The sequence below is a fragment of the Crocinitomicaceae bacterium genome (assembly GCA_016708105.1).
Taxonomy (GTDB): Bacteria; Bacteroidota; Bacteroidia; order Flavobacteriales_D; family Crocinitomicaceae; genus JADJGJ01.
In genome coordinates this window covers 162,569-187,716 of record JADJGJ010000002.1, presented here as the reverse complement: position 1 = coordinate 187,716, position 25,148 = coordinate 162,569, and the positions used below count along the sequence as shown (strand labels likewise).

General features: G+C 37.3%; 24 protein-coding genes. 2 read left to right on the top strand and 22 right to left on the bottom strand.

Features of this window, described 5'->3' with window-relative positions; genetic code table 11:
• Window position 1: 1 nt before the first annotated feature.
• The 20 genes from IPH66_12155 to IPH66_12060 all read right to left on the bottom strand — a co-directional run bounded on the left by IPH66_12155 (window position 2) and on the right by IPH66_12060 (window position 19,278).
• On the bottom strand, window positions 2-1,549 hold the full coding sequence (locus IPH66_12155) for an O-antigen ligase family protein (GenBank protein MBK7130101.1): 1,548 nt from the start codon (window positions 1,547-1,549) through the stop codon (window positions 2-4).
• Window positions 1,550-1,607: 58 nt separating this feature from the next.
• Window positions 1,608-3,245, bottom strand: coding sequence for a S41 family peptidase (locus tag IPH66_12150; GenBank protein MBK7130100.1), 1,638 nt, complete (start codon window positions 3,243-3,245; stop codon window positions 1,608-1,610).
• Window positions 3,242-3,625 (bottom strand): ribonuclease P protein component, encoded by a 384-nt coding sequence (locus tag IPH66_12145; GenBank protein MBK7130099.1) that lies wholly within the window; start codon window positions 3,623-3,625, stop codon window positions 3,242-3,244. Before IPH66_12145 ends, IPH66_12150 begins: the two co-directional genes overlap by 4 nt.
• Window positions 3,626-3,635: 10 nt before the next feature.
• Window positions 3,636-4,232, bottom strand: coding sequence for a DUF3109 family protein (locus IPH66_12140; GenBank protein ID MBK7130098.1), 597 nt, complete (start codon window positions 4,230-4,232; stop codon window positions 3,636-3,638).
• Between the two features lie 170 nt (window positions 4,233-4,402).
• A complete protein-coding gene (atpG, locus tag IPH66_12135; GenBank protein ID MBK7130097.1) occupies window positions 4,403-5,281 on the bottom strand; it encodes an ATP synthase F1 subunit gamma in 879 nt (292 codons plus the stop codon).
• Between the two features lie 17 nt (window positions 5,282-5,298).
• Window positions 5,299-6,873 carry a F0F1 ATP synthase subunit alpha gene (locus tag IPH66_12130; GenBank protein ID MBK7130096.1) on the bottom strand — a complete coding sequence of 525 codons (1,575 nt, stop codon included), beginning with the start codon at window positions 6,871-6,873 and terminating at the stop codon, window positions 5,299-5,301.
• Between the two features lie 37 nt (window positions 6,874-6,910).
• Window positions 6,911-7,444 carry an ATP synthase F1 subunit delta gene (gene atpH, locus IPH66_12125; GenBank protein ID MBK7130095.1) on the bottom strand — a complete coding sequence of 178 codons (534 nt, stop codon included), beginning with the start codon at window positions 7,442-7,444 and terminating at the stop codon, window positions 6,911-6,913.
• Between the two features lie 5 nt (window positions 7,445-7,449).
• On the bottom strand, window positions 7,450-7,944 hold the full coding sequence (atpF, locus tag IPH66_12120; protein MBK7130094.1) for a F0F1 ATP synthase subunit B: 495 nt from the start codon (window positions 7,942-7,944) through the stop codon (window positions 7,450-7,452).
• A gap of 70 nt (window positions 7,945-8,014) precedes the next feature.
• Window positions 8,015-8,221 carry an ATP synthase F0 subunit C gene (atpE, locus tag IPH66_12115; protein MBK7130093.1) on the bottom strand — a complete coding sequence of 69 codons (207 nt, stop codon included), beginning with the start codon at window positions 8,219-8,221 and terminating at the stop codon, window positions 8,015-8,017.
• A gap of 32 nt (window positions 8,222-8,253) precedes the next feature.
• Window positions 8,254-9,375: a F0F1 ATP synthase subunit A gene (gene atpB / locus IPH66_12110; protein MBK7130092.1), complete on the bottom strand. Its 1,122-nt coding sequence runs from the start codon at window positions 9,373-9,375 to the stop codon at window positions 8,254-8,256.
• Between the two features lie 91 nt (window positions 9,376-9,466).
• Entirely contained in the window at window positions 9,467-9,877 is a 411-nt protein-coding gene (locus IPH66_12105; protein MBK7130091.1) for a hypothetical protein, read from the bottom strand.
• The gene (locus tag IPH66_12100; GenBank protein MBK7130090.1) at window positions 9,870-10,100 is read right to left on the bottom strand and encodes an AtpZ/AtpI family protein; all 231 of its coding nucleotides are present in this window, start codon (window positions 10,098-10,100) and stop codon (window positions 9,870-9,872) included. The genes IPH66_12105 and IPH66_12100 overlap by 8 nt, the downstream gene beginning before the upstream one ends.
• Complete coding sequence (locus IPH66_12095) at window positions 10,100-10,519, bottom strand: polymer-forming cytoskeletal protein (protein ID MBK7130089.1); 420 nt, start codon at window positions 10,517-10,519, stop codon at window positions 10,100-10,102. The genes IPH66_12100 and IPH66_12095 overlap by 1 nt, the downstream gene beginning before the upstream one ends.
• A 114-nt stretch (window positions 10,520-10,633) precedes the next feature.
• Window positions 10,634-11,860 (bottom strand): HlyC/CorC family transporter, encoded by a 1,227-nt coding sequence (locus IPH66_12090; protein MBK7130088.1) that lies wholly within the window; start codon window positions 11,858-11,860, stop codon window positions 10,634-10,636.
• A gap of 69 nt (window positions 11,861-11,929) precedes the next feature.
• On the bottom strand, window positions 11,930-13,213 hold the full coding sequence (gene purD, locus IPH66_12085) for a phosphoribosylamine--glycine ligase (protein ID MBK7130087.1): 1,284 nt from the start codon (window positions 13,211-13,213) through the stop codon (window positions 11,930-11,932).
• 137 nt (window positions 13,214-13,350) lie between these two features.
• On the bottom strand, window positions 13,351-14,208 hold the full coding sequence (locus IPH66_12080) for a hypothetical protein (protein MBK7130086.1): 858 nt from the start codon (window positions 14,206-14,208) through the stop codon (window positions 13,351-13,353).
• 5 nt (window positions 14,209-14,213) lie between these two features.
• Window positions 14,214-15,779, bottom strand: a complete 1,566-nt coding sequence (locus IPH66_12075) for an Ig-like domain-containing protein (protein ID MBK7130085.1) — start codon at window positions 15,777-15,779, stop codon at window positions 14,214-14,216.
• A 78-nt stretch (window positions 15,780-15,857) separates the two neighbouring features.
• Window positions 15,858-16,343 (bottom strand): GAF domain-containing protein, encoded by a 486-nt coding sequence (locus IPH66_12070; protein ID MBK7130084.1) that lies wholly within the window; start codon window positions 16,341-16,343, stop codon window positions 15,858-15,860.
• A gap of 22 nt (window positions 16,344-16,365) precedes the next feature.
• A complete protein-coding gene (gene hemW / locus IPH66_12065) occupies window positions 16,366-17,502 on the bottom strand; it encodes a radical SAM family heme chaperone HemW (GenBank protein MBK7130083.1) in 1,137 nt (378 codons plus the stop codon).
• Window positions 17,503-17,532: 30 nt separating this feature from the next.
• Window positions 17,533-19,278, bottom strand: a complete 1,746-nt coding sequence (locus tag IPH66_12060; GenBank protein MBK7130082.1) for a peptide ABC transporter substrate-binding protein — start codon at window positions 19,276-19,278, stop codon at window positions 17,533-17,535.
• A 211-nt stretch (window positions 19,279-19,489) separates the two neighbouring features.
• Between IPH66_12060 and IPH66_12055 the strand changes: the two genes are divergently transcribed.
• Both IPH66_12055 and mce read left to right on the top strand, forming a co-directional pair.
• Window positions 19,490-20,299 (top strand): hypothetical protein, encoded by an 810-nt coding sequence (locus IPH66_12055; protein MBK7130081.1) that lies wholly within the window; start codon window positions 19,490-19,492, stop codon window positions 20,297-20,299.
• Window positions 20,300-20,366: 67 nt separating this feature from the next.
• A complete protein-coding gene (gene mce, locus IPH66_12050; protein MBK7130080.1) occupies window positions 20,367-20,765 on the top strand; it encodes a methylmalonyl-CoA epimerase in 399 nt (132 codons plus the stop codon).
• On the opposite strand, the gene IPH66_12045 is transcribed toward mce, so the two are convergent.
• Both IPH66_12045 and IPH66_12040 read right to left on the bottom strand, forming a co-directional pair.
• On the bottom strand, window positions 20,766-22,364 hold the full coding sequence (locus IPH66_12045) for a HAMP domain-containing histidine kinase (protein MBK7130079.1): 1,599 nt from the start codon (window positions 22,362-22,364) through the stop codon (window positions 20,766-20,768). It lies immediately after the preceding gene.
• Window positions 22,365-22,400: 36 nt separating this feature from the next.
• Window positions 22,401-25,076: a hypothetical protein gene (locus tag IPH66_12040; protein ID MBK7130078.1), complete on the bottom strand. Its 2,676-nt coding sequence runs from the start codon at window positions 25,074-25,076 to the stop codon at window positions 22,401-22,403.
• Window positions 25,077-25,148: the final 72 nt, after the last annotated feature.

The following is a 25,148-nucleotide window of genomic DNA, read 5'->3' as shown; positions in this document are numbered from 1 at the left end:
TCTATTCTGTTCCCTCAGTTGCTTTGAAAATTCCCAAAGAATAAAACAAAGCAAAAATAGTTGCTCCGGCCTGTGTCTCCAACATGTCTTCACTTAAAAAAGAAATGAAGATGGAAAGTAGGCAGATCATAGAAAAATAATTTCGGTTGAATTTGAAAACAGGCACTAAAAAAAAGAATAGGGTACAAGTAAAACCAACTACCCCGGTTGCAATCCATGCCGTTAAAAATTGATTGTGTGCACGCAATCTGTTTTCAGGTAAAAGTAAACTATTGGTTTCAGCATAGTACTCATCAAAAACAGTTTTAAGATCACCTATGCCACAGCCAAATAACCAATATTTTTTTACAAGAATTTTAGCAGCTTTGAGGTGCTCCATTCGTTGTAAAAAAGAAAATCCATTTGGATCAGCACCATGTTGATACATGTCCCATTCATATAAAAAAGAATGTACCCTAGCCTCTAGACCGCTGTTCATATTGATGCCCGTACAACCTGCTTCAATACTTTTAATTTCGCGTTCATCAAGTGACCATACACCGACAGAATCTTTATGAAAATTTTTTGAAGTGAGATATCTCATCAAAGTTCCAAACATGGGTTGACCCTTCAAGTCAAGAGAATCATAAGGAATTGAGGCGCGTTCATTCCACTCTTTTTCCAGTTCGTATTGGCATACGTACATCCAAACATAATGACCATTTTCAGTAATCGTTTGCGTTGTGTCATGAAAATAAGGATTTCCGTTGGGTGTATAAAATTCAAGTTTTTTGTAATCAACGTTATCAAGACCCTTATATCGGCCAATCATTTTGTTGATTGAAATTACACCAAAAGATATCAACGCAAAAAATACCAGAAACAAACCAATTTTTGCATAATATTTTTTTGATCTGACAATAAAATAAACATAGGTAAAAACAAATAATACCGTGTACAACACGTACCCATTAACAACCTGAGCTTTGTAAGTATAGAAGCTTAGCCAGATAAAAACAGGTAAAGCCAAATACCATCTCCATTTTTTCTCAATGACCAAAGCAATTGAGATAAATGCAGCAAGATTCACCAACGTTGCAAAACGAATTTGAGAAATAAAACGAGACATCTTACGAATATCTTGTGATTGATCATGAATATTAAATGCAACATAGTTGTATACACTCGTGTAAAGCACCAACCCAATAAACACAAAAAGAATAAATGGAAGTACATTTTTTTCCAACGGTTTGCCACTTCCCAGCGCAAGCGGAATTGCAAGCAGGGGAAGTTTTATACGGACATCTTTAAACGCAAACCAGAAATCATCACTCCATGCTGCGCTCAACATTGTCCAAGCTAAAAAGCAAAGAATTAAAAGCAACTCAGGAGAACGTAAAATACGCGATTTATAGTCAGAGAATTTTGCTTCAATGAGCCAGTTTGAAATAATCCAGATTGCGCCAATGCTCATTAATACATTTGACACAGACACTCCCACTGCAAGAATAATCAGCGCCGTAATGCGCAGATAATAATGAGCCGGTATTTTAAGCCACTGATCAAACATGGAATTTTGTCAAACAATCAATACCGCACTATTTAGTAAATTTCACTGGTGATAATAATTATTCCGTGATGCGAAGTACTTGCTTGTAACGTGGTGAATCATTTAATATTTTAACCGCCTCAAGAATAAATGGATCTTCAACTAATGCATACTCTATACGTCCGGTTTGAAAGTAATATCTTCCAACAATTTCATCAGCAAGTAGTTCTTTAATTTCAGGTTTAAATTTTGCAAGGTCACGTTCTTTTGATGGTTTAAGTTTTTCAAGCAATGCGTTGTACTCATTCGTAACATCTGCAAAATAATTTTCTATTTCGGCGGTTTGCTTCAATTTTTCCATCAGCTCTATTGAGGCCGTTGTATAGGTAAAATTCTGTGTCATTACATAGTTTATAAATTCAGAGTACAATTCATCAGTCACTTTGAATTCACGTGCAGGTGCAATATTCTCATGATGAATACGGTATTGTGTAGCAAAATCAAAAATGATGTGTTCAATCACCAACATAGCGGTGAGTCGGCTGTATTCTGGCAATGCAACCGGCAAGTCTGGTTCAATTCCTCTTCCATCAATCACCTCACGGCCATTTTTTGTTTTAAATTTATTGATGAGAGAGTCAGAAATATTTTGTGCAGATTGACCAATGTTTCGGTTTGAATAATCTAGTTTCTGAATACATCTTCCGCTTGGGGTAAAATATTTTGCAATGGTAATTTTTAGTTTGGCATTATATTTTAAATCTAGCGGACGTTGCACTAATCCTTTACCATAAGAAGTTTGCCCCACTATTACCGCACGATCCAAATCCTGCAAAGCTCCACTGACGATTTCACTGGCAGATGCTGAATTTCCGTCAATCAACACAACAATTGGTATTTCAGTGTCAACCGGTTTGTTAACGGCAGTCCAAATGGTGATGTCATCTTCTTTGCGCCCTTTCATCCACACTATAGTTTCATTCTGATTTACAAAAAAGTTGACAATCTTCACGGCTTCATCCAGAAGGCCTCCACCGTTGCCGCGCAAATCAAAAACAAATTTTGTCATGCCTGATTTTTTCAATGCTAAAAAACCCTGTAAAACTTCTTCTGAAGCTCCGCGTGTAAATGATGTGAATTTCAGATAACCCGTGGTTTGATCAATCATACCATAATAGGGTACTGATTTCAGTTTTATCTCTTCACGAATTACTGTTTTAGTGATGTATTGATCTTGCCGTTTCACTTTTATTTTTACCTCACTGCCCGGTTTACCCATGAGTACATCAGACACCTCAGATGAGCTTAAATATTCAACATTCCGATCATTGATCTCAATAAAAATATCTCCTGCCATTAAGCCTGATTTCATTGCCGGCCAGCCTTCATACGGTTCTGAAATTACCACGTGATTGTCTTGTTGTTGAATGAGCGCACCAATTCCACCATATTGCCCGGTGGTCATCAATTTCAAATCTTCAATTTGTGATTCAGGAATATAAACCGTGTATGGATCCAACTCTCTCAACATAGCGTCAATGGCAACTCTCATCAGGTGGCCCGGGTTGGGCTCATCCACATACTCCATGTCAACCTGTTTGTAAACCAATTCAAATAGTTCAAGATTTTTGATGATCTCAAAATCTGTATTGGTCTGTGCATTACCAAATGCAGCAAAACAAATCAGGGGAATGAGAATAAGTTGACGGAGTTTCATACAAACAATTTGGTTTTTATCTCACTTAAAATTAGTTTTATTTTCTCTTCAATAAATTGGTACGTCTCATTTTCTTTGCCGGTATAAATCAAAAAAACAGCTAAATGCATTTTGTGTTGATCAACCAGGTTCATAAAATCCGCACGATTCAGCCGATATGCTTCTTTCATTCTTCGTCTGATTAAATTTCTACTCACGGCTTTACGAATCCTTTTTTTTGGCACTGAGAAGGCAATTTTAACGCTTGCACCATCTTGTTCATCTATTATCAGATACTTCAATACATATGGATAAACTTTCACTTCTTTTCCGCGGGAAAAAATTTCATCAATCAATTTGGTTGAGCACAGTTTATCTTTTTTTCCGAAATTGAAAGCCATCTCTTGATTTTCACTTTGATTTCTTTTTTTCTTTTGCTTGATTTTTTATTGCCTCTTCGGCTATTTCAAGTTCTTTGAAAAAGGCTTCACCGTATCGTCTGATGATTGGTTCTTTTAAAAATCTGAATACCGGTACCTGAAGTTCTTTACCCAATTTGCAGGCATCATCACAAATTGACCATCTATCATAGTTGAGTGATTCATGTTTGGCAAGTTTGCGTGTACGTATAGGATACAAATGACAAGATATGGGTTTATTAAAATCTATTTTCCCGTCGCGGTAGGCTTTTTCAATTGCACATTTGGTGATTCCCTGCTCATCTCTGAAAACAAAAACACAATCTTTACCCTCTACTAATGACGTAACCGGATCACCAAAAGGATCATGATAAAAAACACCTTGTTGATTCACCACTCCTATTCCTTCAGATGTCATGAAAGGAGTTATTTTGTCCAGATTTTTTTCAATTAAGGTAATTTCTTTTCTCTCAAGTGGTGCACCCGTGTCGCCTTCTAAACAGCAAGCGCCTTTGCATGCCTGCAGGTTACATACAAAATCTTTGGTAAAAAGTTCTGATGAAACCAGTTTATCTTCAATTTCAATAATCATATACAATTGATTTGTTGACTTAACATGAGTATACCTCATCTTGTCACGTGATAAAATTACGCAGAATTCGTGACTATGAATTTTTTAGGGTCAGTTATCACAGGAAATAAAAAAATCCCGATCAAACAAGTTGTTCAATCGGGATTTAAAGAAATCAATAGAATTGTTTATCCATTAAGGGCTTCAGCACCACCTACAATTTCAAGAATTTCATTTGTAATTGCAGCTTGACGTGCTTTATTGTATTCTAGTTTAAGTTTTTTATTCAGTGCAGTGGCATTGTCTGTTGCTTTGTGCATCGCAGTCATTCGTGCACCGTGTTCACCTGCAAACGAATCAAGTAAGGCACTGTAGAATTGAATTTTTAATGATTTTGGAATCAATTCACTCACAATTTCTTCCTTAGAAGGTTCAAATATATAATCAAGATTTGCTGATTTTTCATCTTGTTTTTTCGGCACAATTGGCAAAAACTGTTCAACAGTAACCACCTGTGTTGCCACATTTTTGAAACGGTTGTAAACTAAAACAACTTTATCAATTTGACCATTGGTGAAACTCTTCATGATTTTTTCAGCAATAGGACCAACCGTAGCGAAATTGAGCGTGCCCCACACATCATCTAAATTTTTTGGTAAATCAGATCCTTTGATATAGTAATTTGATTTTTTAAATGTGTCTGTTGCTTTTTTTCCAACTGTTAGCACGGCAACATTTTGATCCTTGTATGTCTCACGAGCCTGACGCAAAGCTTCTTTAATCACGTAGTTATTGAAACCACCGCACAGACCGCGATTAGAACTCATCACAATAAGCAATACATTTTTCACATCACGCTGCATTGAATATTCATTCTCTGAAGTATCCAATGAGGCAGAAAGATTGCCAAGAATATGATGAAGCTTTTCAGCATACGGCCGCATTTTAATCACGGCATCTTGCGCACGTTTCAATTTAGCTGCTGACACCATTTTCATGGCAGAAGTAATCTGCATGGTAGATCCAACTGATGTAATGCGATTCCGTATCTCTTTTAAATTAGCCATTTTTCAAAGTGACTTTTTTAGTATTTAGATGCAATTTCTTTTGCGGTTTTTTCAAGTACCGATGTGATTGCATCTTCAAACTTTCCTGCCTTCAACTGATCAAGAACATCACGGTGTTGTGCATTCAAGTAGGTCAGATATTCTTTTTCAAACGCTTTCACTTTATTTACCGGCACGTTAGAAAGTAATCCTTTTGAACCGGCATAAATAATAGCAATCTGATTCTCTACCGTAAACGGATCTCCTTCATTTTGTTTAAGAATTTCTACGTTGCGCGCACCTTTATCAAGTACTGATTTAGTAGCAGCATCCAAATCAGATCCAAATTTTGCGAATGCTTCCAGCTCACGATATTGGGCTTGATCCAACTTAAGTGTACCTGCCACTTTTTTCATAGATTTAATTTGCGCATTACCACCTACACGTGACACAGAAATACCTACGTTAATTGCAGGACGTACACCCGCGTTAAACAAGTTTGACTCAAGGAAAATCTGTCCGTCAGTAATAGAAATTACGTTTGTTGGAATATAAGCTGACACGTCACCTGCTTGCGTTTCAATAATTGGAAGAGCAGTTAACGATCCACCGCCTTTTACCTTTCCACGCAATGAAGGAGGAAGGTCATTCATGGTAGAAGCAATTTTATCATCTTTAATCACTTTTGCAGCACGCTCAAGCAAACGTGAGTGCAAATAGAATACGTCACCAGGATAAGCCTCACGTCCCGGTGGTCTTCTTAAAAGCAAAGACACCTCACGATAAGCAACCGCCTGTTTTGACAAGTCATCATAAATAATCAACGCCGGACGACCGGTATCACGGAAATATTCTCCGATAGCAGCACCTGCAAATGGAGCATAGAATTGCATTGGAGCCGGGTCAGATGCGTTAGCTGCAACAATTGTAGTATAAGCCATTGCGCCCGCATCAGTAAGTTTTTTCAATAATCCTGCAACGGTAGATCCTTTTTGTCCAATTGCAACATAAATACAATATACCGGCTCTCCTTTGTCGTAAAATTCTTTCTGATTGATGATCGTATCAATAGCAACCGTAGTTTTTCCGGTTTGACGGTCACCAATGATCAACTCACGTTGTCCACGACCAATTGGAATCATGGCATCAATAGCTTTGATACCCGTTTGCAATGGTTCATTTACCGGTTGTCTAAAAATTACACCGGGTGCTTTACGCTCTAATGGCATTTCAAAAGTTTCACCTTGAATTGGTCCTTTACCATCAATAGCATTACCCATGGTATCAACCACACGTCCAACAATGCCTTCACCAACTTTCAATGAGGCAATTAATCCAAGACGTTTTACTGTATCTCCTTCTTTAATTTCGTCAGATTTACCAAGCAAAACGACACCGACGTTATCTTCTTCAAGGTTCAGTGCAATAGCGCGCAGTCCGTTGCGGAATTCCACCATTTCACCATATTGAACACCTGAAAGTCCGTAGACGCGTGCAATACCGTCACCCACCTGGAGCACGGTGCCTACCTCTTCAAGTTCTGCCTCCGATTTAAAACCGGATAACTGTTCTCTCAGTATTGCAGAAACTTCTGCTGGTTTAATGTTTGCCATGTTATTTTAATTTAGCTTTAGTCAGGCCAAGCCTGTTTCAGTTTAATAATATATTCTTAAGGTTTGTCAGTTGATTTGCAATTGATGCATCAATCTGACGATCGTCCATGCGTACAATAAATCCACCTAACAATTGTGGATCAGTTTTCTCAATGATATTAATTTGTCCATTATGGACCGCTTTCACTTTGAGTAAAATTTTATCTTTTACTGATTGGTCAAGTGGCTGTGCCGCGGTAAGATAAACATCCAAAATATTGCGATGTTTTTTGCTCAGGTGAATAAAACTTTCAGCTATCTCAGGTAACAATGCCGCTCTTGAATTTTTTACAATCAAAGACATAAAAGCCAATGACATTTGGTTCATTGTTTTTCCAAAAATGGTATTCAAAATTTCAACCTTTTTGAATGGTGAAATTACCGGACTTTTCATTACGCTTGTCAGATCTTTTGAATCCTGGCAAACATCATGCAGTGATGCCATATCAGCATCCACCCGGTCGAGCTGATTCTGCTCAATTGCCAGATCAAGCAAAGCTTGTGCATATCGTGACGCTACTCTGGTATTCATGCTGATTAGTTAAGATTAATTTCACCTGCCAGTTTATCAGCGAGTGCTTTTTGTTTGTCATTTGATGATAATTCTCCTTTGATCACTTTTTCAGCAATCTCAATAGAGAAAGAAGCCACTTGTGTTTTCAAGTCAGCCAATGCAGCTGCCTTTTCAGCTTTAATTACATCCTGCGCCTCTGCAACAATTTTATTGAACTGAATTTTTGCTTCGTCTTTTGAATCCTGAATAAGTTTTTTGCCGGTTTCAGCAGCTTCTTTAATCATCAAATCTCTTTCAGCACGTGCATCACGCAATAGCGTTTCATTTTGTGCCTGAAGTTGTTTCATTTCAGCTTGCGTTTTTTCAGCCAATGCAATTGAATCTGAAATTGTTTTTTCACGCTCTTCTACCGATTTTAAAATTGGTTTCCATGCAAACTTTGCCAGCAAGAATAATAAGAGCACGAAAACTATACTTGCCCAAACCATCTGCCCAATTGCGGGTGTAATCAAATCCATAGTATCTTATTTTTATATTCTGTTTAATCAAAAAAAGTGGTGCAGAGCAATCCTCTGCACCAGCCTTTAATTACCCCATCATAGCAACAACGACTGCGAAGAGAGTTGCACCCTCAATCAGCGCCGCTGCGATGATCATTGCGGTTTGAATTTTACCTGCAATCTCAGGCTGTCTTGCCATTGATTCTACGGCAGAAGCACCAATTTTACCAATACCAATTCCGGCACCGATAACAGCTAAACCTGCTCCAAGTACTGCGATTCCTGTTGATCCCATTTTACTTTATATTTAATTAAACAATTACACAATTAATGATGTCCTTCATCTACCGCCGTGCCAATAAACAATGCTGACAACATGGTAAAAATATACGCCTGCAAAAACGCCACAAGCAATTCAAGAACAGAAATAAACAAAGTCATTGGTACTGACAAGGCTGCCCATCCCATATTTTGATTAACAAAAATTACTGAGATCAAAGAAACCACAATGATGTGCCCGGCGGTAATATTTGCAAACAAACGAATCACTAAAGCGCCCGGTTTAATAAAAATCCCAGCAAATTCAATCGGAATCAGAATTGGCCACAAAGCCCAAGGTACCCCTGGAGGCGCAAATATGTGAGCCCAGAATGCCTTTTTAGAATGAATCATTTGAACAATGAAAGTAAATGTTGCCAGTACAATGGTCACTGAAATGCTACCGGTCATGTTAGGATTTGCAAGGAAAGGAATCAACCCAAGCAAATTTCCGATCAGAATAAAGAAAAATACGGTCAATAAATACGGCATGAATTTTTTGTATTTGTCGTGCCCATGAATATTATCGGTTGCGATTTCGCGCACAAATAAAATCAACGGTTCAGTAAACCCTGCAATTCCTTTTGGAGCCGCCGGAGAACCCATTCTGTAATGTTTTGCGCTGGCCATAAAAATCCATATCATCAGAATTGCAACTAAAAACATGGTGATCACATTTTTTGTAAGCGAAATATCCAACGTTGCCTTAGCATTCATTGGATGATGTTGTCCATCCAGAACGGCATGATCTTCACCCGCTTCTAACTGATAAATTTTCTCGTGAATTTTAATAAATTTCAATCCCTCTTTTTCAACTACATGGTGTCCTTTATCATCATGGTGAAACTCTGAGGACATAAATGTTATCAGACCTTTTTCTGTCCATAATATAACCGGGAGCGGAATAACAAAATTATTTGTGAAATGAAACTCGTGCGCATCTTTGGCATGGTGCGTTGCGTGTTCAGCTGTATTAAATTCTTTAGTAGCTTCAGCATGTTGGTCATGTGAAGTTTCCGCTTCATGCGTCTCGTTATGTTCCGGACTGGTTGCAAAAGCCACAGGATAAATAACTAAAGACAGAATCAGGACTGCAACAAGAGAGACGAGAATTTTTACACGTTTGTTCATACGCTTCTGTGTATGCCGGAGAAGGTTGTTCCGAAAAAGCGCTGCAAAATTAGGTATAAAAACTTGTTATCACCAAATGATAAAATTGATTTTAATCATTTTTTACTGACAGCGCGGATTTCTGGTTTAAAACATTGGCTATCAAAGCCAGTTCTATAAAGAGTGCAATAAAAAAAGCAATAATATATTGTAAAACGAACGGTTTTGTTAATGGTGTTTTATTTATGAGCCACGGTAGAAGGAATAAAACCGAGATCACCATTTTAATAAAAGCCATAACAAAATAGGCCATGGCTGCACTCGTTTTTTGCTTTGCGTAACGATAGGTAACCACCACCACGGTAGAAACTGTAAGTAATGTCACCACCAAATATATAATCCAGGTTTGCGGAATGAAGTATTGCAATAACAAAGTGTTGACCAGCCAATAATGCAGCACACATGCGGCCGCAAGCCCGGCAATCAGCACGACAATTTGAGTAAAAAGTAATTTATTATTCATCTTTTGAAAGTCTGATTGCCTCACGGATCACAAGGAACAGGGATATACCAATAGCCAGCAAGCTGAAAACAATAGTGAAAACAGGTTTTTGGTATTTAAGATAATTATCTAACGCTGAGCCTCCCCAAGCTCCGGCGCCAATCATCAAACCCATTTGAACACCCACCGATGAAAACCGGATATAAGGATTTGGACCTTGCTTTTTTTTACCGGCTTGAGTCATTAGTATACCAGCTCATTTTCAGATGGCTGATTCAATGGAACAGAGTTTTGTGTGGAAATATCTTTACCCATTTGACAATTGCCGTTGAAAGTTGCCCCGGTTTCAATGCCCAATTTTTGTGTTATAATATTTCCTTTTACGTTGGCAGTGGCTTTTAACAGAAGGGTTCCATCCACTCTGATATTGCCTATTACTTCTCCTTCAATATCCGCGTTGCCGCATATAATATCTCCTTCAATACGACCTTGCGGACCAACAACCAACTTGCCTAAGGTATTAAGGGTGCCAATTAATTCGCCGTCCAACCTGAAGTTGCTATCGGTTTTTACATCACCTTTTACTGAAGTACCTTCTACCAGACGGTTTAACTTGTCTGGTGAATTCACGGCTTCTGCTTTACTGCTGCTTCCTTTAAACATCCCAATCCGTTTTTGATGAATGTCAAATATACAAAATTATTATGGCATCTCAATGAGATCAAGCCGAGACAGGTGAATTTTAAATAAAAATAACATCCAATAAATGGTTGCATATTATTTTAAACTCACTTTAAGGCTTAGAATGCGCGTATCGGTGGCGCTAATCACCTCAATAATTAATTTTTCTGTTTCAATTTTTGCTCCAGCGTCAGGAATGTCTTCAAGTTTATGAAGCACCAACCCTGCGAGGGTTTCAAAGCTATCAAGTTTTGGTAAATCAAAACTGTATTTATCATTCAAATAATCAATCTGCAGTTTGCCGGACAAGAGCCAGGTTTTTTGACCCGCAACCCTTTCAATCTCTTCTTCTACATCATGCTCATCTCTGATTTCTCCAAAAATTTCTTCAATGATGTCTTCAACTGTCACCATGCCGGCTATACCACCAAATTCATCAACCACCACTGCAATGCTTCTTTTAGTACGGGTAAACTGTGATAAAATTTCTTTCACCAGGGCATTTTCAGGAATGATGAAAACCGGAAATAAAATTTGTTGAATTGAACTTGGCTCATGAAATAACTCAAAGGCATGCACGTAGCCCACCATGTTATCAGTATTGTCACGATAGATTAAAATTTTTGAATAACCGGTTTGAATGAACCTATTTTTCAATTCCGCAAGTGAACTGTCAATTGCAATCGCTTCAATATCTGTGCGAGGAACCATGCAGTCTTTCGCCTTGACGCTTGAAAATTCCAATGCATTTTTGAGAATTTGAATTTCATTATCCAATTCACTTTTGCCTTCCATTTTTTCGTCAATATCTCTAACAAAACGATCAAGGTCAGACCGTGAGAAAGAGGGTTGGGCTTCAATTGTTTTAACACCAATTAAACGCAGTAACAATTTTGAAACTGCCGTAATAATAATTGTGGGAATAAATAACAGAACATAAAAAATGAGCAGTGGGATGGCTGTCCACTGCAATTTTTTATTTGGGTTGAGTGCAAAAAATACCTTGGGCAAAAATTCAGCAGTTACCAAAACAATAAGCGTAGCACTAATAGCTTGAAGCAAAATGATGAGAAAAGGTTCTTGCGCAATTTGCCCATAAACCGGGGCAAGAAGTTTAGCCATGAACAGGCCATAAATTACCAATGAAAGATTATTTCCAACAAGCAATGAAGATAAGAACCGGGAAGTATGTTGAACAAAATAGTGAAGTATTCTTCCGCTGAGATGTCCTTGTTTATAATCCAGCTCAATTTTCAGTTTATTGGCCGATACAAATGCAATCTCAGCACCTGAAAAAAAAGCTGAAAAAATCAGGCTTATCAAAATTATGAGTACCGTCTGGGGACCATCATCCATGACAACCGCTTTCAGTAAAGATAAATAATTTGTGCTTTAATCTACCTGATCATCCAAATCAAAACCAATGTCTTTTCGGAAATACGCTTTATCAAATTTGATTTTTGCCACGTTTTCGTACGTTTTATCCAGTGCCCGCATTTGATTTTTTCCAAGAGATGTTACACACAATACACGTCCACCGGCGGTAAGCACGGCAGGTCCATCTTGTTTTGTGCCTGCGTGAAAAACCATTGAGTCAAAAATATTATTTAACCCACTAATGCTTTTTTCTTTTTCAAATTTTTCAGGATATCCACCTGAAACTAGCATGACACCGGCTGCTACACGCTCATCAAATTCCACATCACGCTCAGATAATGTTTGTGTTGCAACCCCTTCAAACAATTCTAATAAATCAGATTTCAATCTAGGAATAACGACTTCCGTTTCCGGGTCACCTAATCTGCAATTATATTCAATAACAAAAGGATCATTTTTCACATTGATGAGTCCAAAAAATATGAATCCACGATAATCAATTCCTTCTGCTTTCAATCCTTTAATGGTAGGAATGATGATTTGATTTTCTACCTTATCCATAAAACCACCTGCGGCAAAAGGCACGGGAGAAATGGCCCCCATACCGCCGGTATTCAAACCAGTGTCAGCCTCCCCTACTCTTTTGTAATCTTTTGCTTCAGGTAAAATTTTATATGAAATTCCATCTGTAATAACAAAAACAGACAATTCAATTCCTTTTAAAAATTCTTCAATAACAACTTGTGAAGATGCCTGACCAAATTTTCCGTCAAGCATAGTCTTGAGTTCAGTTTTTGCTTCTTTTATTGTTTTCAAAATGAGCACGCCTTTGCCAGAAGCTAAACCGTCAGCTTTTAATACAAAAGGTGGTTTGAGCGAGTCAAGAAAAGTGTAACCATCTTCAATGTTTTCATTTGTAACAGTTAGAAATCTAGCAGTAGGAATATTATATTTTTTCATGAAGCGTTTTGCAAAATCTTTGCTTCCTTCCAACTGCGCAGCTTGTTTGTCAGGGCCAATCATGGCAATGTGAGCAACTTGTTTGTCACTTCTAAAATAATCTACAATTCCGTTCACCAGAGGTCCTTCAGGTCCAACAAAAACGACATCAATTTTGTTTTCAACGCAAAAATCACGCAAGGCTTCAAAATCATCCACTTCAATGTCCACATTTGTACCAACCTGATTTGTGCCGGCATTTCCCGGAGCAATAAAAAGTTTATCAATTTGTGAACTTTGGGCAATTTTCCAGCTTACTGCGTGCTCCCTTCCACCTGACCCTAAAACTAGTACATTCATACTGCAAATTTTCTCGCAGTAAAATTAAAAATTCAGGTTCCGTAAGTTCCAGAATATTATCAACAATTGAATTTGTTTTTCAAGACAAAACAGAAAAATCATGCCAACAACATCCTTGACACAAGTTAAAAAGGAAATTAACCTTCAAGAAATTTCCAGTCTTTGATTGGCTCAAATCTGTTCCATGATTCTTTTACAGAAGGATGAGAAAGAACAGATTCAACAGAAACTTCAGGTAACTCACTTTCAAGGATTCCTTGTCTAACAAAAATAAAATTAAAGCCAAGATCGTTAGCGCCAACCAAACGATATCCTTTCATTTGAGCAAGTTTAATCATCGCAACCGGACTAGCACCATGATAAACCGGATGTTTACCCGGGTAAAAATAATTTGGGTCATAAGGCACCACAATATTGCGCATACCAAATTCAACATGTGTTTCAATGATCACAACAGTTGGTTTCACCACATTGAGCGCATTCCAAATCCAATAGTCGTTACCGTCAATATCAATAGACATGATATCAATTTCTCCAGATAATCCGGCATCTGTAACAAGCTGATTGATGTTTTCTGCTGTCACTTTTGCACAAGTAAATTTTGGAGCATACATGTAAGGATGTGGATACTTTGCATAAAATTCACGACCACGCTTAATCGCCTTTTCATTTCCGTCAAGAAAGAGGCCGTGGTACCCAAAGTTGAACGCAAGATTAGCACAGTTACTATTAATTCCGTCATCAGAGCCTATTTCAAGAAATGTTTTCTGTGGCATGCCTAATAAAGAAAGAATGAATAAAATTTTTCCATCTTCTTCAAATTGAGAAAACACGCGAAAACCGGTGTCTTTAAGAGCAGGCAATTTATTTTCTTGCGCTGCCTTGCGATATTCAAGGAATAATTTTCGTTGATGAATTTGCACAGAAGCAGAAAAGCGATCTCTCACTTTAAAAATATAGAATTTACGTTTAAGAAAATCTTTGATAAACCCCATATCTGTTAGTTTTCTATATCACTTAGTATCCAATCAATTTCCAAATCCCATCGTGAGCGCACAGTAATTGCTTCATTAAAGTAGACAACTTTTTCAGGCAAACGCACATCGTGCAACGACCCATTGGTCCAAACTCCATTTTGATCTTGGTCAAAAATAATTTGCAACTGGTAGTTTCCGGGCGTTAATTGTTCAAATTTTAAGGTTGTTGCAAAAACAGCAGTGTCTATAATTTCTCCGTCAAACAACAAATAGACGATGGCGGATTGTTGGTTTTCGGTTGCGATATTGACGAGTAATGTTCCGTACCAGGTTTGCGGATGTTGAGAAAATTCAATTGTATATTCCTCATTCAAACCAGTTCCGTAAACTGAATTTACAGCACCAGAATCAATCACCAGTCTCATATTATTTTCTGATAAATTCTCAATAACCATTGTACGCGGACCAATGAATGAAATGATAGGACTGAGTAGATTTGAATCTTTATCATATAGTTTAATGAGATCATATTGAACATCACTTTGTAGAATTGGTTCAGAAAAAGTTAGCTCTAAATTTTGAGCAGGTTTCAGCTTTTTAGTTTGTGCATCCGTATTGGCCTTAATATTCAGGCCGGCAGGTTTTTCAGCATTTTTATAAACCGGTTTTATGGTATCAGGTATCCCATTTAAATGATACGTAAAAATCATTTTTGGCACGGGTACCTTGTCAAGCCAGAATATTAAGGAGTCATTGCGTCCTGTTTCTTCTTTAAGCAGTGCACATGTTGGTGTTTCTATTACAAAAGAATCTGCCGGTGCAGTTAACAAAACTTCTACTCTACCAGGCGCTGAAAAGTTTATTTTTTTGACATCAGATTGGGTTTGGTTAGGTAAAAATGAAACTAAAGAAATTCGTATATTTTCATCATTTACGAGAATAGTTTTTTCCGGTAAAAAGGCTAAGGCTTCGTCATTATCAAGATATAAATTTTTATTTCTGTCATCAAAAGCAATTGCATAATACAAGCCATAATGCAGATAGTTCATCACAAAATTTCCTTGGTTGTCAGTTTGCGCAAGGTAAGTAGGTTTGAGTTTTTTTGGAATAGAGTCAAATTGAACTGAATCAATAACCGGGTAAAGCGCCACAACAAAATTTTCAGCAGGCAGATTTGTCCATGCGTCTTTGACTGTTCCCCGAATTGAAAAAGAATCAATCCATGTTCCGGTTGAAAAAACATATTGGAAAACAGAGTCGTTTTTTTCGGTAATATCAGTTATTGCTCTATTAAAATTGATGGTGTATGTAGTATTGTCAAGCAGCGGTTCTTGAAATTCAATCTTGAGCGTTTTATTATGTGATGAAATGATGGGTGCAAGCGCAGGTCTGGGTGAAATTAAAATATTGTCTTTGGGTTTATTGAGCAGTATGTATTCATCAAAACGTATTTCAATACGATCTCCTGAAAAATCAGTACCACCATTCATTGGATATGTCTTCGAAGAATCAATGGTTGGCGCTGTTTCATCTTTTTGTCCTCCGGTTAATACAGCAATTTGTGCGCAGCCATTGAGTAATAGGACCATTGAAAAAATCAATGCCCGTCTGCTCACTCTTGCTGAAAGAGCATAGAACCCATTAATATGTTTTTCTGGAAAATCCAATCAATTAGTAAATAAGCCGGAAATGATGAACGTAATTTGTTCAAGATATATTTTATCTGTTTCTGAAAAATCATTTAATTGATCTGAGTCGACATCTAATACGGCAACCACTTGATTTTTACAAATTATTGGAACAACAATTTCAGACTTACTCAATGAACTGCAGGCAATATGTCCGGGAAACTGATCAACATCAGCAACTAGGATGGTTTGAGATTTTTCCCAACAGACACCACAAACTCCTTTCCCTTTTTGGATTCTAGTGCAGGCAATATCGCCCTGAAAAGGACCCAACACCAATTCATTATTCCTCACAAGGTAAAAACCAACCCAAAAAAATCCAAAGGTCTGTCTCAACGCGGCCGAAATATTGGCAAGATTTGCGGTGATATCTGCCTCTCCCTCAATAAGCGCCTTCACTTGTGGAATGAGTACTTGATATTTTTCAGCGCGATTTGAACCCCCTATCAGTAAGTTTTCAGCCATAGCGCAAAATTAATCCAATTTATCAACCTTCATCATCCGTGAAAAGACTTGCCGTAATTCCATCAGCTCTAAATTTACCTTCCTTAGTGAGAATAAGATTGCCGTCAGCGTTAATTTCAAGTAAATTATCTTTCAAAAATTGATTAGTTTTTTTTCTCAAAGTATTCAGTCTACCTTCACCTATATAATGCAGATCGTCCAAATTGATTCCCCATTTGGTGCGCAACCTGGTAAGCAAATAATCATTACACCGTATGGTTGTAGTTATCATTTCTGATTCTGAAAATTTCTCTCCGAATTTTAATGCTCTTATGTAACGTGCGTTGTTGCTGATGTTCCAGTCTCTTTTCTCGAGATTGTATGAATGTGCAGATGGACCAATACCGAGATATTTTTCATCAAGCCAATAAGCTGAGTTGTGTTTTGAAATGTATCCATCCTTTGCAAAGTTGGAAATTTCATATTGCTCATAACCCCTGTCATGTAGCCGGCTTACTAAAAACTCAAATTGTTCAAGAGCAAGTTCGTCGGTCACGGGAGCCAATAAACCTTTTCTATGCATGGCACCAAATACCGTTTTCTTTTCAATTGTAAGACAATAGGCAGAAAGGTGAGGAATGTTTAACGAGAGAAAAACATCAATCTGTTCTTTCCAATAATCCATGTTTTTTCCAGGGATGCTATAAATTAAATCAAGCGTAGAATTAGCGATGCCCGCATTTTTAATAAGATTGATTGCATTAAAAATTTGTGATGAATCATGTGCCCGATTCATCATTTTTAAAACTTCATTATCAAAAGACTGAACACCCAAACTGAGCCTGTTAACACCAACAGCAACCAATTCATTCAAGAGTTGGTCTGTGATATCATCAGGATTACATTCAATCGTAATTTCAGGCTGAGGTGATACATTAAAATTATCTTGAATGGCAGAAAGAATTTTGGAGATAAATAAACCACCGGCTACGCTGGGCGTACCTCCGCCAAAATAAATTGTTTCAACAGGTGTATCTGCGAGATAATTTTTTCTCATTTCAAGTTCAAGCAACATGGCTTCTAACATGTCATGCTGATTTTTACTTGAAGTAGAAAAATGAAAATCGCAATAATTACATTTTACCTTGCAGTATGGAACGTGTATATAGAGTCCGGCCATAAAAAAAGCGGCTCACATGGCCGCCATTTTTTATTTTTTATCTTCTTTCTCAGCGTATTCGTCGGCTGTTGGCTCTTTAAAATATACGTTTCTCAAATCAAGATAACGCATGCCATTCGTTTCAAGCTGACGCACACTTGCCTGAACCAGCATCATGTCTTCACCATACCACAAGATGATGAACGGAGCCTCTTCCATGAGTACTTTCTCTGCAGCAGCAAATGATTTGTATGCTTCTTCTTCAGTGGATGCGTGCACACCTTGTTCAAACAACTTATCATATTCAGCATTTTGAAAACGCGAACTATTCACGTAAGATGGAAGGCTACGATCAGATGGTACAATTTTTCCATACGCATTCAACAACCAGGTTTCAGGACTAGGATAGTCACCAAACCAGGTAGTGCGGAAAATATCTGCACGTCCGTTACCTTGGTTTTCAATGAGGTCATTAAATTCTATAGCTTCAATTTCTACATTGATATTTAACACACTTCTCAACTGATTCTGAATTTCTGATGCAACCAGATAGTGATCATTTCCTAATCTGAACTGGAAAGTTAGTGTTGGAAAACCTTTACCATCAGGGTATCCTGCATCAGCTAGTAATTTTTTTGCCAACTCAGGATTGTATTGGTATGATGCATCTTCTATACCTTCAAAATCGTAGTCTTTGAATATTTTTGGCAGTGGCGGAGTAACCCCGAATTTGCCAATTTCATAGGCCTGATTTTTCATGATTTTTTCAACCAGTTTTTGGCGATTAATTGCGTGATTAATGGCTTTGCGCACGTTTTTATTCTTGAGTACTTTATTGGTCATGTTGAACTCAAGATACGTAGTTGACAATTGCGGCTCACTGATCAAAACATATTTTGGCGGTTTGCTCTCAAAGTCTGCAATACGTTCTTCAAGTACTTCAGAGATTCTGGTGATAGGTACGTTTGGAATATAGCTCATTTTACCTGACCAGAAAAGTTCCATTGGGTCTTCTTGATGTTCATAATAACTGAATACCACAGAATCAAGGTATGGCAATTGATTTCCTTTTTCATCTTTACCGTGATATTTTTGATTTTTACCTAACCGCACTACTTCAGAAGTAGACCGTTTGTCGTAAACAAACGGACCGGTTCCAACAGGAATAAATTCAGGCGCTTCGACTGCTTCCTTTGGAACAATCACCGCATGAATAGCAGCTAGTTTTTGCAGAAAAATGGTACTGGTTTCTGTCAGCGTGAAAATTACTTTATTGCCGTCCGCTTTGATGCCTGAAATTTCTGTTGCTTTGCCGTTGTAGAAATCATCACCACCGGCGATAGTATTTTTAAATGCAGCGTAGGCTCTGTTTTCAGGACCGGCAGTGTAAATGGTAGTGAAGGTATAAAGTACATCTTCAGCTGTTAGTTTGCGGCCTTTGCCACCTTCAAAAACTTCATGGTCATGGAAATAAACATCATCTTTCAGGGTGAAAGTGTAAGTGAGGCCATCTTCTGAAACCTCCCATCCTGTTGCCAGGTTAGGTTCAACCTCCAGCGTTTTTGGATTGTATTTCACCAATCCTTCTAAAATCTGGTCATAGACCTGGGCTGTTTCAAGCTTTTGTACTTCAACCACCCGGGTTGGAGAGAAATAACTTCCAATAGGCATATTAAAAGTACCGCCGTACATAGAAACGCTGTCAACATTATTGTTATTGTCATCTCCGGAACCCCCGCAGGAGTTAAGAAAAACAACCGGCACACCTGCCAGTAAAAGCATCCATTTTTTGATCATAGGCTTACCGGTTTTTTATAACCGATCGGGTTTTGATAATATGCCAAATATATATCAAAATTATGAAAATCTTATCTGAACTAAATTTTCACCTACCTACCAATAAGGCAACTTCGTAGAAAAAAAATATCTGTTAGTCTTGTTTTTATTGAAAGTTAGTTTTAATATTGCACTAACTTTTGGACTTACAAGGTTTTTAAAGAAATCTATCATGTTGAAAAACAGTTATTTACTCTTACTCTTTTTAGGAGCTTCCTATACTTCGTTTGCTGATTTATCTATTGAAGGTCATTATCAGGGAAAAAATCTCTTTGTTCAAAACCCAGAAGATGAAGACGGATTTGGTTTTTGTGTAACAAACGCAACCGTTAACGGAGATCCTATTTCTGACGGAATTCAATCTAGCGCATTTGAAATCAATTTTGCTGAGTTTAATCTCAGAATTGGTGATGCTGTATTTATTGTGCTTGAGCACGGTATGGGTTGCAAGCCAAAAATATTGAATCCTGAAGTACTCTTACCTAAAAGTACATTTACTGTTGCCGATGGTGATATATCATGTACCCCAGACGGAACATTGACATGGACAACTACCGGTGAATCAGGCAAACTCACATTCACCATTGAACAATATCGTTGGAACAAATGGGTATCAATTGGAGAAGTTGATGGATTAGGAACTGAAGGACCCAATAAATACACTTTTAAGGTTTCTCCGCACTCAGGTGAAAATAAAGTACGTGTAGTTCAAACTGACCATACAGGTAAAAAACGTCCATCACCGGAAACTACTTTTACTCCAACCAATGTCAAGGAACCAACAATTACTCCACTCAAGGTTAAAGATGTAATCAAATTTATTGCTGATGGAGCAGCTGTTGAAACTAAGTATGAAATATATGATGCTTACGGCAACATTGTGAAGAAGGGTGTTGGAGATAATGTAGATTGTACAAACTTGAAAAAAGGGGCGTACTATATTAACTACGACAATAAAAACGAAAAATTCGTGAAAATATAAATTAGTCAATTCTATATTTAAATCCCGGGTTACCTAGTAGTCCGGGATTTTTTTTAATCTATTATTTATGAAATTGGAACACATTGGAATTGCGGTGCGCGATATTGAAAAGTCTAATAAGTTGTTTTCTGTTCTTTTCAAACAAGAGCCTTACAAGACAGAGCAAGTAGATTCTGAAGGCGTGCTTACGGCATTTTACAAAACCGGTGAGACAAAAATTGAACTTTTGCAAGCAACAAAACCTGATAGCGCCATTGCCAAATATATTGACAAAAAGGGAGAAGGTATACATCATTTGGCATTTGAGGTTGATAATATTGATGAAGAAATTGAGCGGCTTCAAAAAGAAGGTTTTGAGCTGATTAATAAAACGGCTAAAGATGGTGCTGACAATAAGCGTATCGCCTTTTTGCATCCAAAATCAGCAAATGGTGTTCTGATAGAAATTTGTCAAGAAAAGAAATAATTAGACTTGTTTCAGCACTATTCTGAACGTTGTTCCTTTTTCAGGTTCTGAGTGAAGCACAAATATTTTTCCTTTGTGAAAATCTTCTACTATTCTCTTAGCTAGTGAAAGACCAAGACCCCATCCTCGTTTTTTTGTTGTATAGCCAGGTTGAAAAACGGTTTTAATTTTGTTGGCCGGAATTCCTTTGCCGTTATCTGATATGTCAATATAAAGATCCTGTTCAAACGGATGCACCAATATTTTTATCTGCCCTTCACCTTCAATAGCATCAACGGCATTTTTAACGATATTTTCAATTACCCACTCAAGTAATGGGGCGTTAATCATGGACTTCATTTCATCAGCCTCAGATATAAATTGAAGATGAACCTTTGATGAAATTCTTTTTTTCAGATATTCAGCCGCGCGCTCAACGACTAGCGCAATTTCCAATTCTTCTAGTGAGGATTCTGACCCTATTTTAGAAAACCTATTGGTAACAGTATTCAACCGATCAATGTCTTTTGCAATTTCGTCAGTAATTGAGCGATCAACCCCTTGACCATTCAATAATTCATTCCACGCCATCAGTGATGAAATTGGTGTTCCTAACTGATGAGCTGTTTCTTTGGCCATACCCACCCAAACCTGATCTTGTTCAGCTTTTCTAAATGTGCTGAACACAAGATAAGCGATTAGGATAAACAAACCGATCATGAAGAACTGAACAAACGGAAAATATTTCATTTGTACCAGTTCAGGAGAATGTTCGTAATAGATTACGCCTTTGTTTTTATTCCCTAAATCAACAAGAATAGAATCATCTGAATGAGGTAGTAAATTGTCATGCAAAGGTCCGGTAACCGTGTCATACTGCGGCATATTGGTGGCAATTATTTCTCTGCTGTTGCTATTAATAAATACAACGGGCACCAAATATTCATTGTTTACTAATTCATCACTGAATGCATTCACCAAGGAATCACGACTAAATTTTAACCTAGCAAGCTGCTCATTTTTGAAGAACACGCTATCAAAATAAAATACCTTTTGTTTTTCACTCATGTACAAATCCATTTCTATAGGCGTATGATTTTTTTTCCATACCGGAAGAAATGATTTGAGACTATCTGTCTTCACCGCCCTGAATACGGAATCTCTAAATGCTTTTGTTTGCACACTATATTCATCACGAATATTTTTTGAGATCAAACTATCAAGCCCTGCCAAATTGTAACTTGATACAATGTTTTCATCCATATCCGTAACAATCATAGGAACGGTAGACACTTCACCTAAAATTTTGACTACAAAGGAATAGTCATCAAGCGGGCGGTTAGCTTCTTCAATGGCCATAACCCACATACCCACGGTTCTAAAATCGTTCTCTTCAATGACAGAAAGTGCTTCACCTAATTCTTCAAATACCCGGTTGGTAAGATTAACCAATTCTGACTTGCGTTTAACATTATCAGCCCATTGATGTACTCTATCAACCTCACGATCTTGTACTTTGGACACAATTCGGTAAGAAAACCAAATGGACGCAACCACCAAAAGAATAGCGGATCCAAGTAGCGCAATTTTCCAACGTTGTTTTCTGTGATATAAGTTCATGGTTATGGCAAATAACGAAAATATTGATGGAATAGTTTATTCGTCTTCACCAAATTCCACTTCTTCCTTTTCATTTTTTGATTTTTCTTCCAGGTCACCAAAGATATTGCCTGATCTGTTTTTTTTCTTCTTTATCTTATCTGTTGTGACCGTATCAGATGCTTCATCCTCATAAAAAATAAACTCAACCTGTGCTTTATTGCGATCTTCCATTTCAATTACAGTTGAATCATTTTTATACATACCAAATTCAGTTTTCAAAATAGATTTCAAGGTTTGTTTCTCTGTCGCGAGATCTTCTTTCAATTCATTTTTGAGCTCATTGTTATCCATTGCAAATACCGGATTATCCATTGGACCGGACATAGTCATATAGATTACCAAACCTAAACCATCATCTTCAATTTTGCCAAATTCAGTATATTCAGCTACAGTTTTTAGTTCTCTGAATCTAAAGCTAAAGTGATATTCAACATTATTATCAAAGTCATGCCAGCCGAATAGTTCAACAGTAAGTGCGTTGCTGGCAATGATCATTTTCGGAATATAAATTTTTCTGTCTTTAATTTCTATAGTATTAGACAGGGTAGCAAATTTGAGATGCAGCAACTTGTCTTCAAATTGATCAATGTGCTTATTGAGCATCAGTTTTAATGCTTTGTTCGATCTCATATAATCAGTAATCAATTTCATAGTTTCCATATTATTGAGTTCTCCATTGGTGATCTCAATATTTGAAATTGCAAACAATTTATCTTCAATTAACGAGAAATAAGGATTGAAAAACATGAGTATATCCAAGTTTCCGTTTGACTTGCCGGAAAGATGTTCATCGGTGATAGTTTCTTGATCAAAATTTTTCCATTCAGTAAACATTCTTTTCACGTCAATGTTTTTATACAAGAGGTTTGCTTCTATCACATTTCCTGCATCAACCAGATTATTGAGCATAAGTGTTCCGGCAACTGAGCCACCCATGGTGTTCAGGGAAAAATTCGTCGCAGTAGCCTTTCTATTCATATAAATAAGATTGGTGTTCACATTCTCAAAAACATGTTCATCCCAATCTAATTTTCCAATTTCAAGATCAACATTAAGATTCAAATCAGCGGGCAGAATGAATTTTTCAGGTGAATCGTCTTCATTTTCTTTTGTTTCACCTATAAATTCATTGAGGTCAACATGCTCTGATTCAACAGTAGCTATCATTCCAAGACCACCAAATCCGGCAAGATATTGTAGTAAATTATTGAGTGCGCCATTCACCAGAAAATCAGACTTATCAGTTTTAAATGAAAGATCTTTCACAGCGGCATCGTTATCTACGATTACCACATTTCCGTTCATGTCCTGGTAAGTTATTGGATCTTTAACATGTTTGTAAGACACGTTTTTTAAAGCAAGAGAGCCGTTAGATTTAGAAACCACAAATTTATCAGCACGATACTGAGGGTCAAGAAAACGAATAGCCAGATCACAATTTAAAACAATATTGCCTTCAATTTTTTCAATGCCAGGAAACTGAAAAAATTGATTAAAACTGAAGAGGTCTAAATTCCCCTTCATTTTGGTGTGAATATTAGGTTCACTGAAATTGCTTACATCTCCGTTGCCTTCAAAAAAACTATTTAGTAATTTAAGATTAAATTTTTTGAACGCCAGATTTTCTTCACGATCAGTTTGTGCGTTTTCATAGCGTCCATCCAATTGAATATCATAAATTTTTAAGTTGTTAACGGGATTCGTAAGAGTGCCTTGATCCAGCCTAAAATCCGCAGTAATAGATGGCATTGCAGTTTTTGACATTGGGCCTTCTATATGTGAACTGAAGGATAATTCACCGGTGCTTTTGTATTTAGTAGCGGATGGCATTGTGCCCGCAGAAAGCGAGTTTGCGAGGTCTGCCAACTCAATGTTTTTTCCAGAAATTTCAAGATCAACTGATGTTGAGTCAATGTATCCCGTTAGCTCAAACGGCATTTTGGCTATGGTAATGTCTCCTTGAGTAAACGTGTACTTTTCACTTTGGGTATTAACATGTAAAATGATATTGCCTGTTGCAGGTTTATTACGAATTAAGGTAAGTGAATTGCTTTTGAGTTTCTCCACAAACATTTCCGTTTCAGCATGTATTTCAAATTCATTTTGAGAAAAATCACCACTGAGCAATGCCTTGTTAAAATCAATGCAATAGTTCTGTCCGGTTGCTAGGTTGAGGTAGGTAAACTCAAGTTCATCAATTCTCAACAAATCCATCACGAATCTGAAATTGGATTCAGTGGTATCATCATCCTCTTTCAATATATCATAGTTCACATCACCGCTTGCCGCAGTTTTCAGGTTAAGTTTTGATTTCTTAAATGAGATTCGGTTCACGCGGTAATCACCATTCCACAAATCCCAAATATTAAAACTTAAGAATGCTTGTCTTGAATAAAACAAGGTGTCTTCGCTTAAGGTTTCTTTATACGCATCGTGAATGAGTACGTGTCTGAATTCAAGTGATGCGCGCGGAAAATCATGAAAGAAAGATAATTCAATACTTTGCACATCCAAATCAGTATTGAGATGGCTGTTGATTTCATCTATTGCGTATTGTTTAATATCATCTTCATAAATGTGCAGCAATACCACAACGGTTGTCACTAAAAAGAGACAAACAAAAAAAACCCAGAAAAGAATTTTTTTAAGGTATCGCCAAAATTTCTTCATCCAACCTGTAAAGGTAGTTTAGACCATAACGCAATACCAGCTATAGTTACAGAGTTTATCAACCTTGTGGGG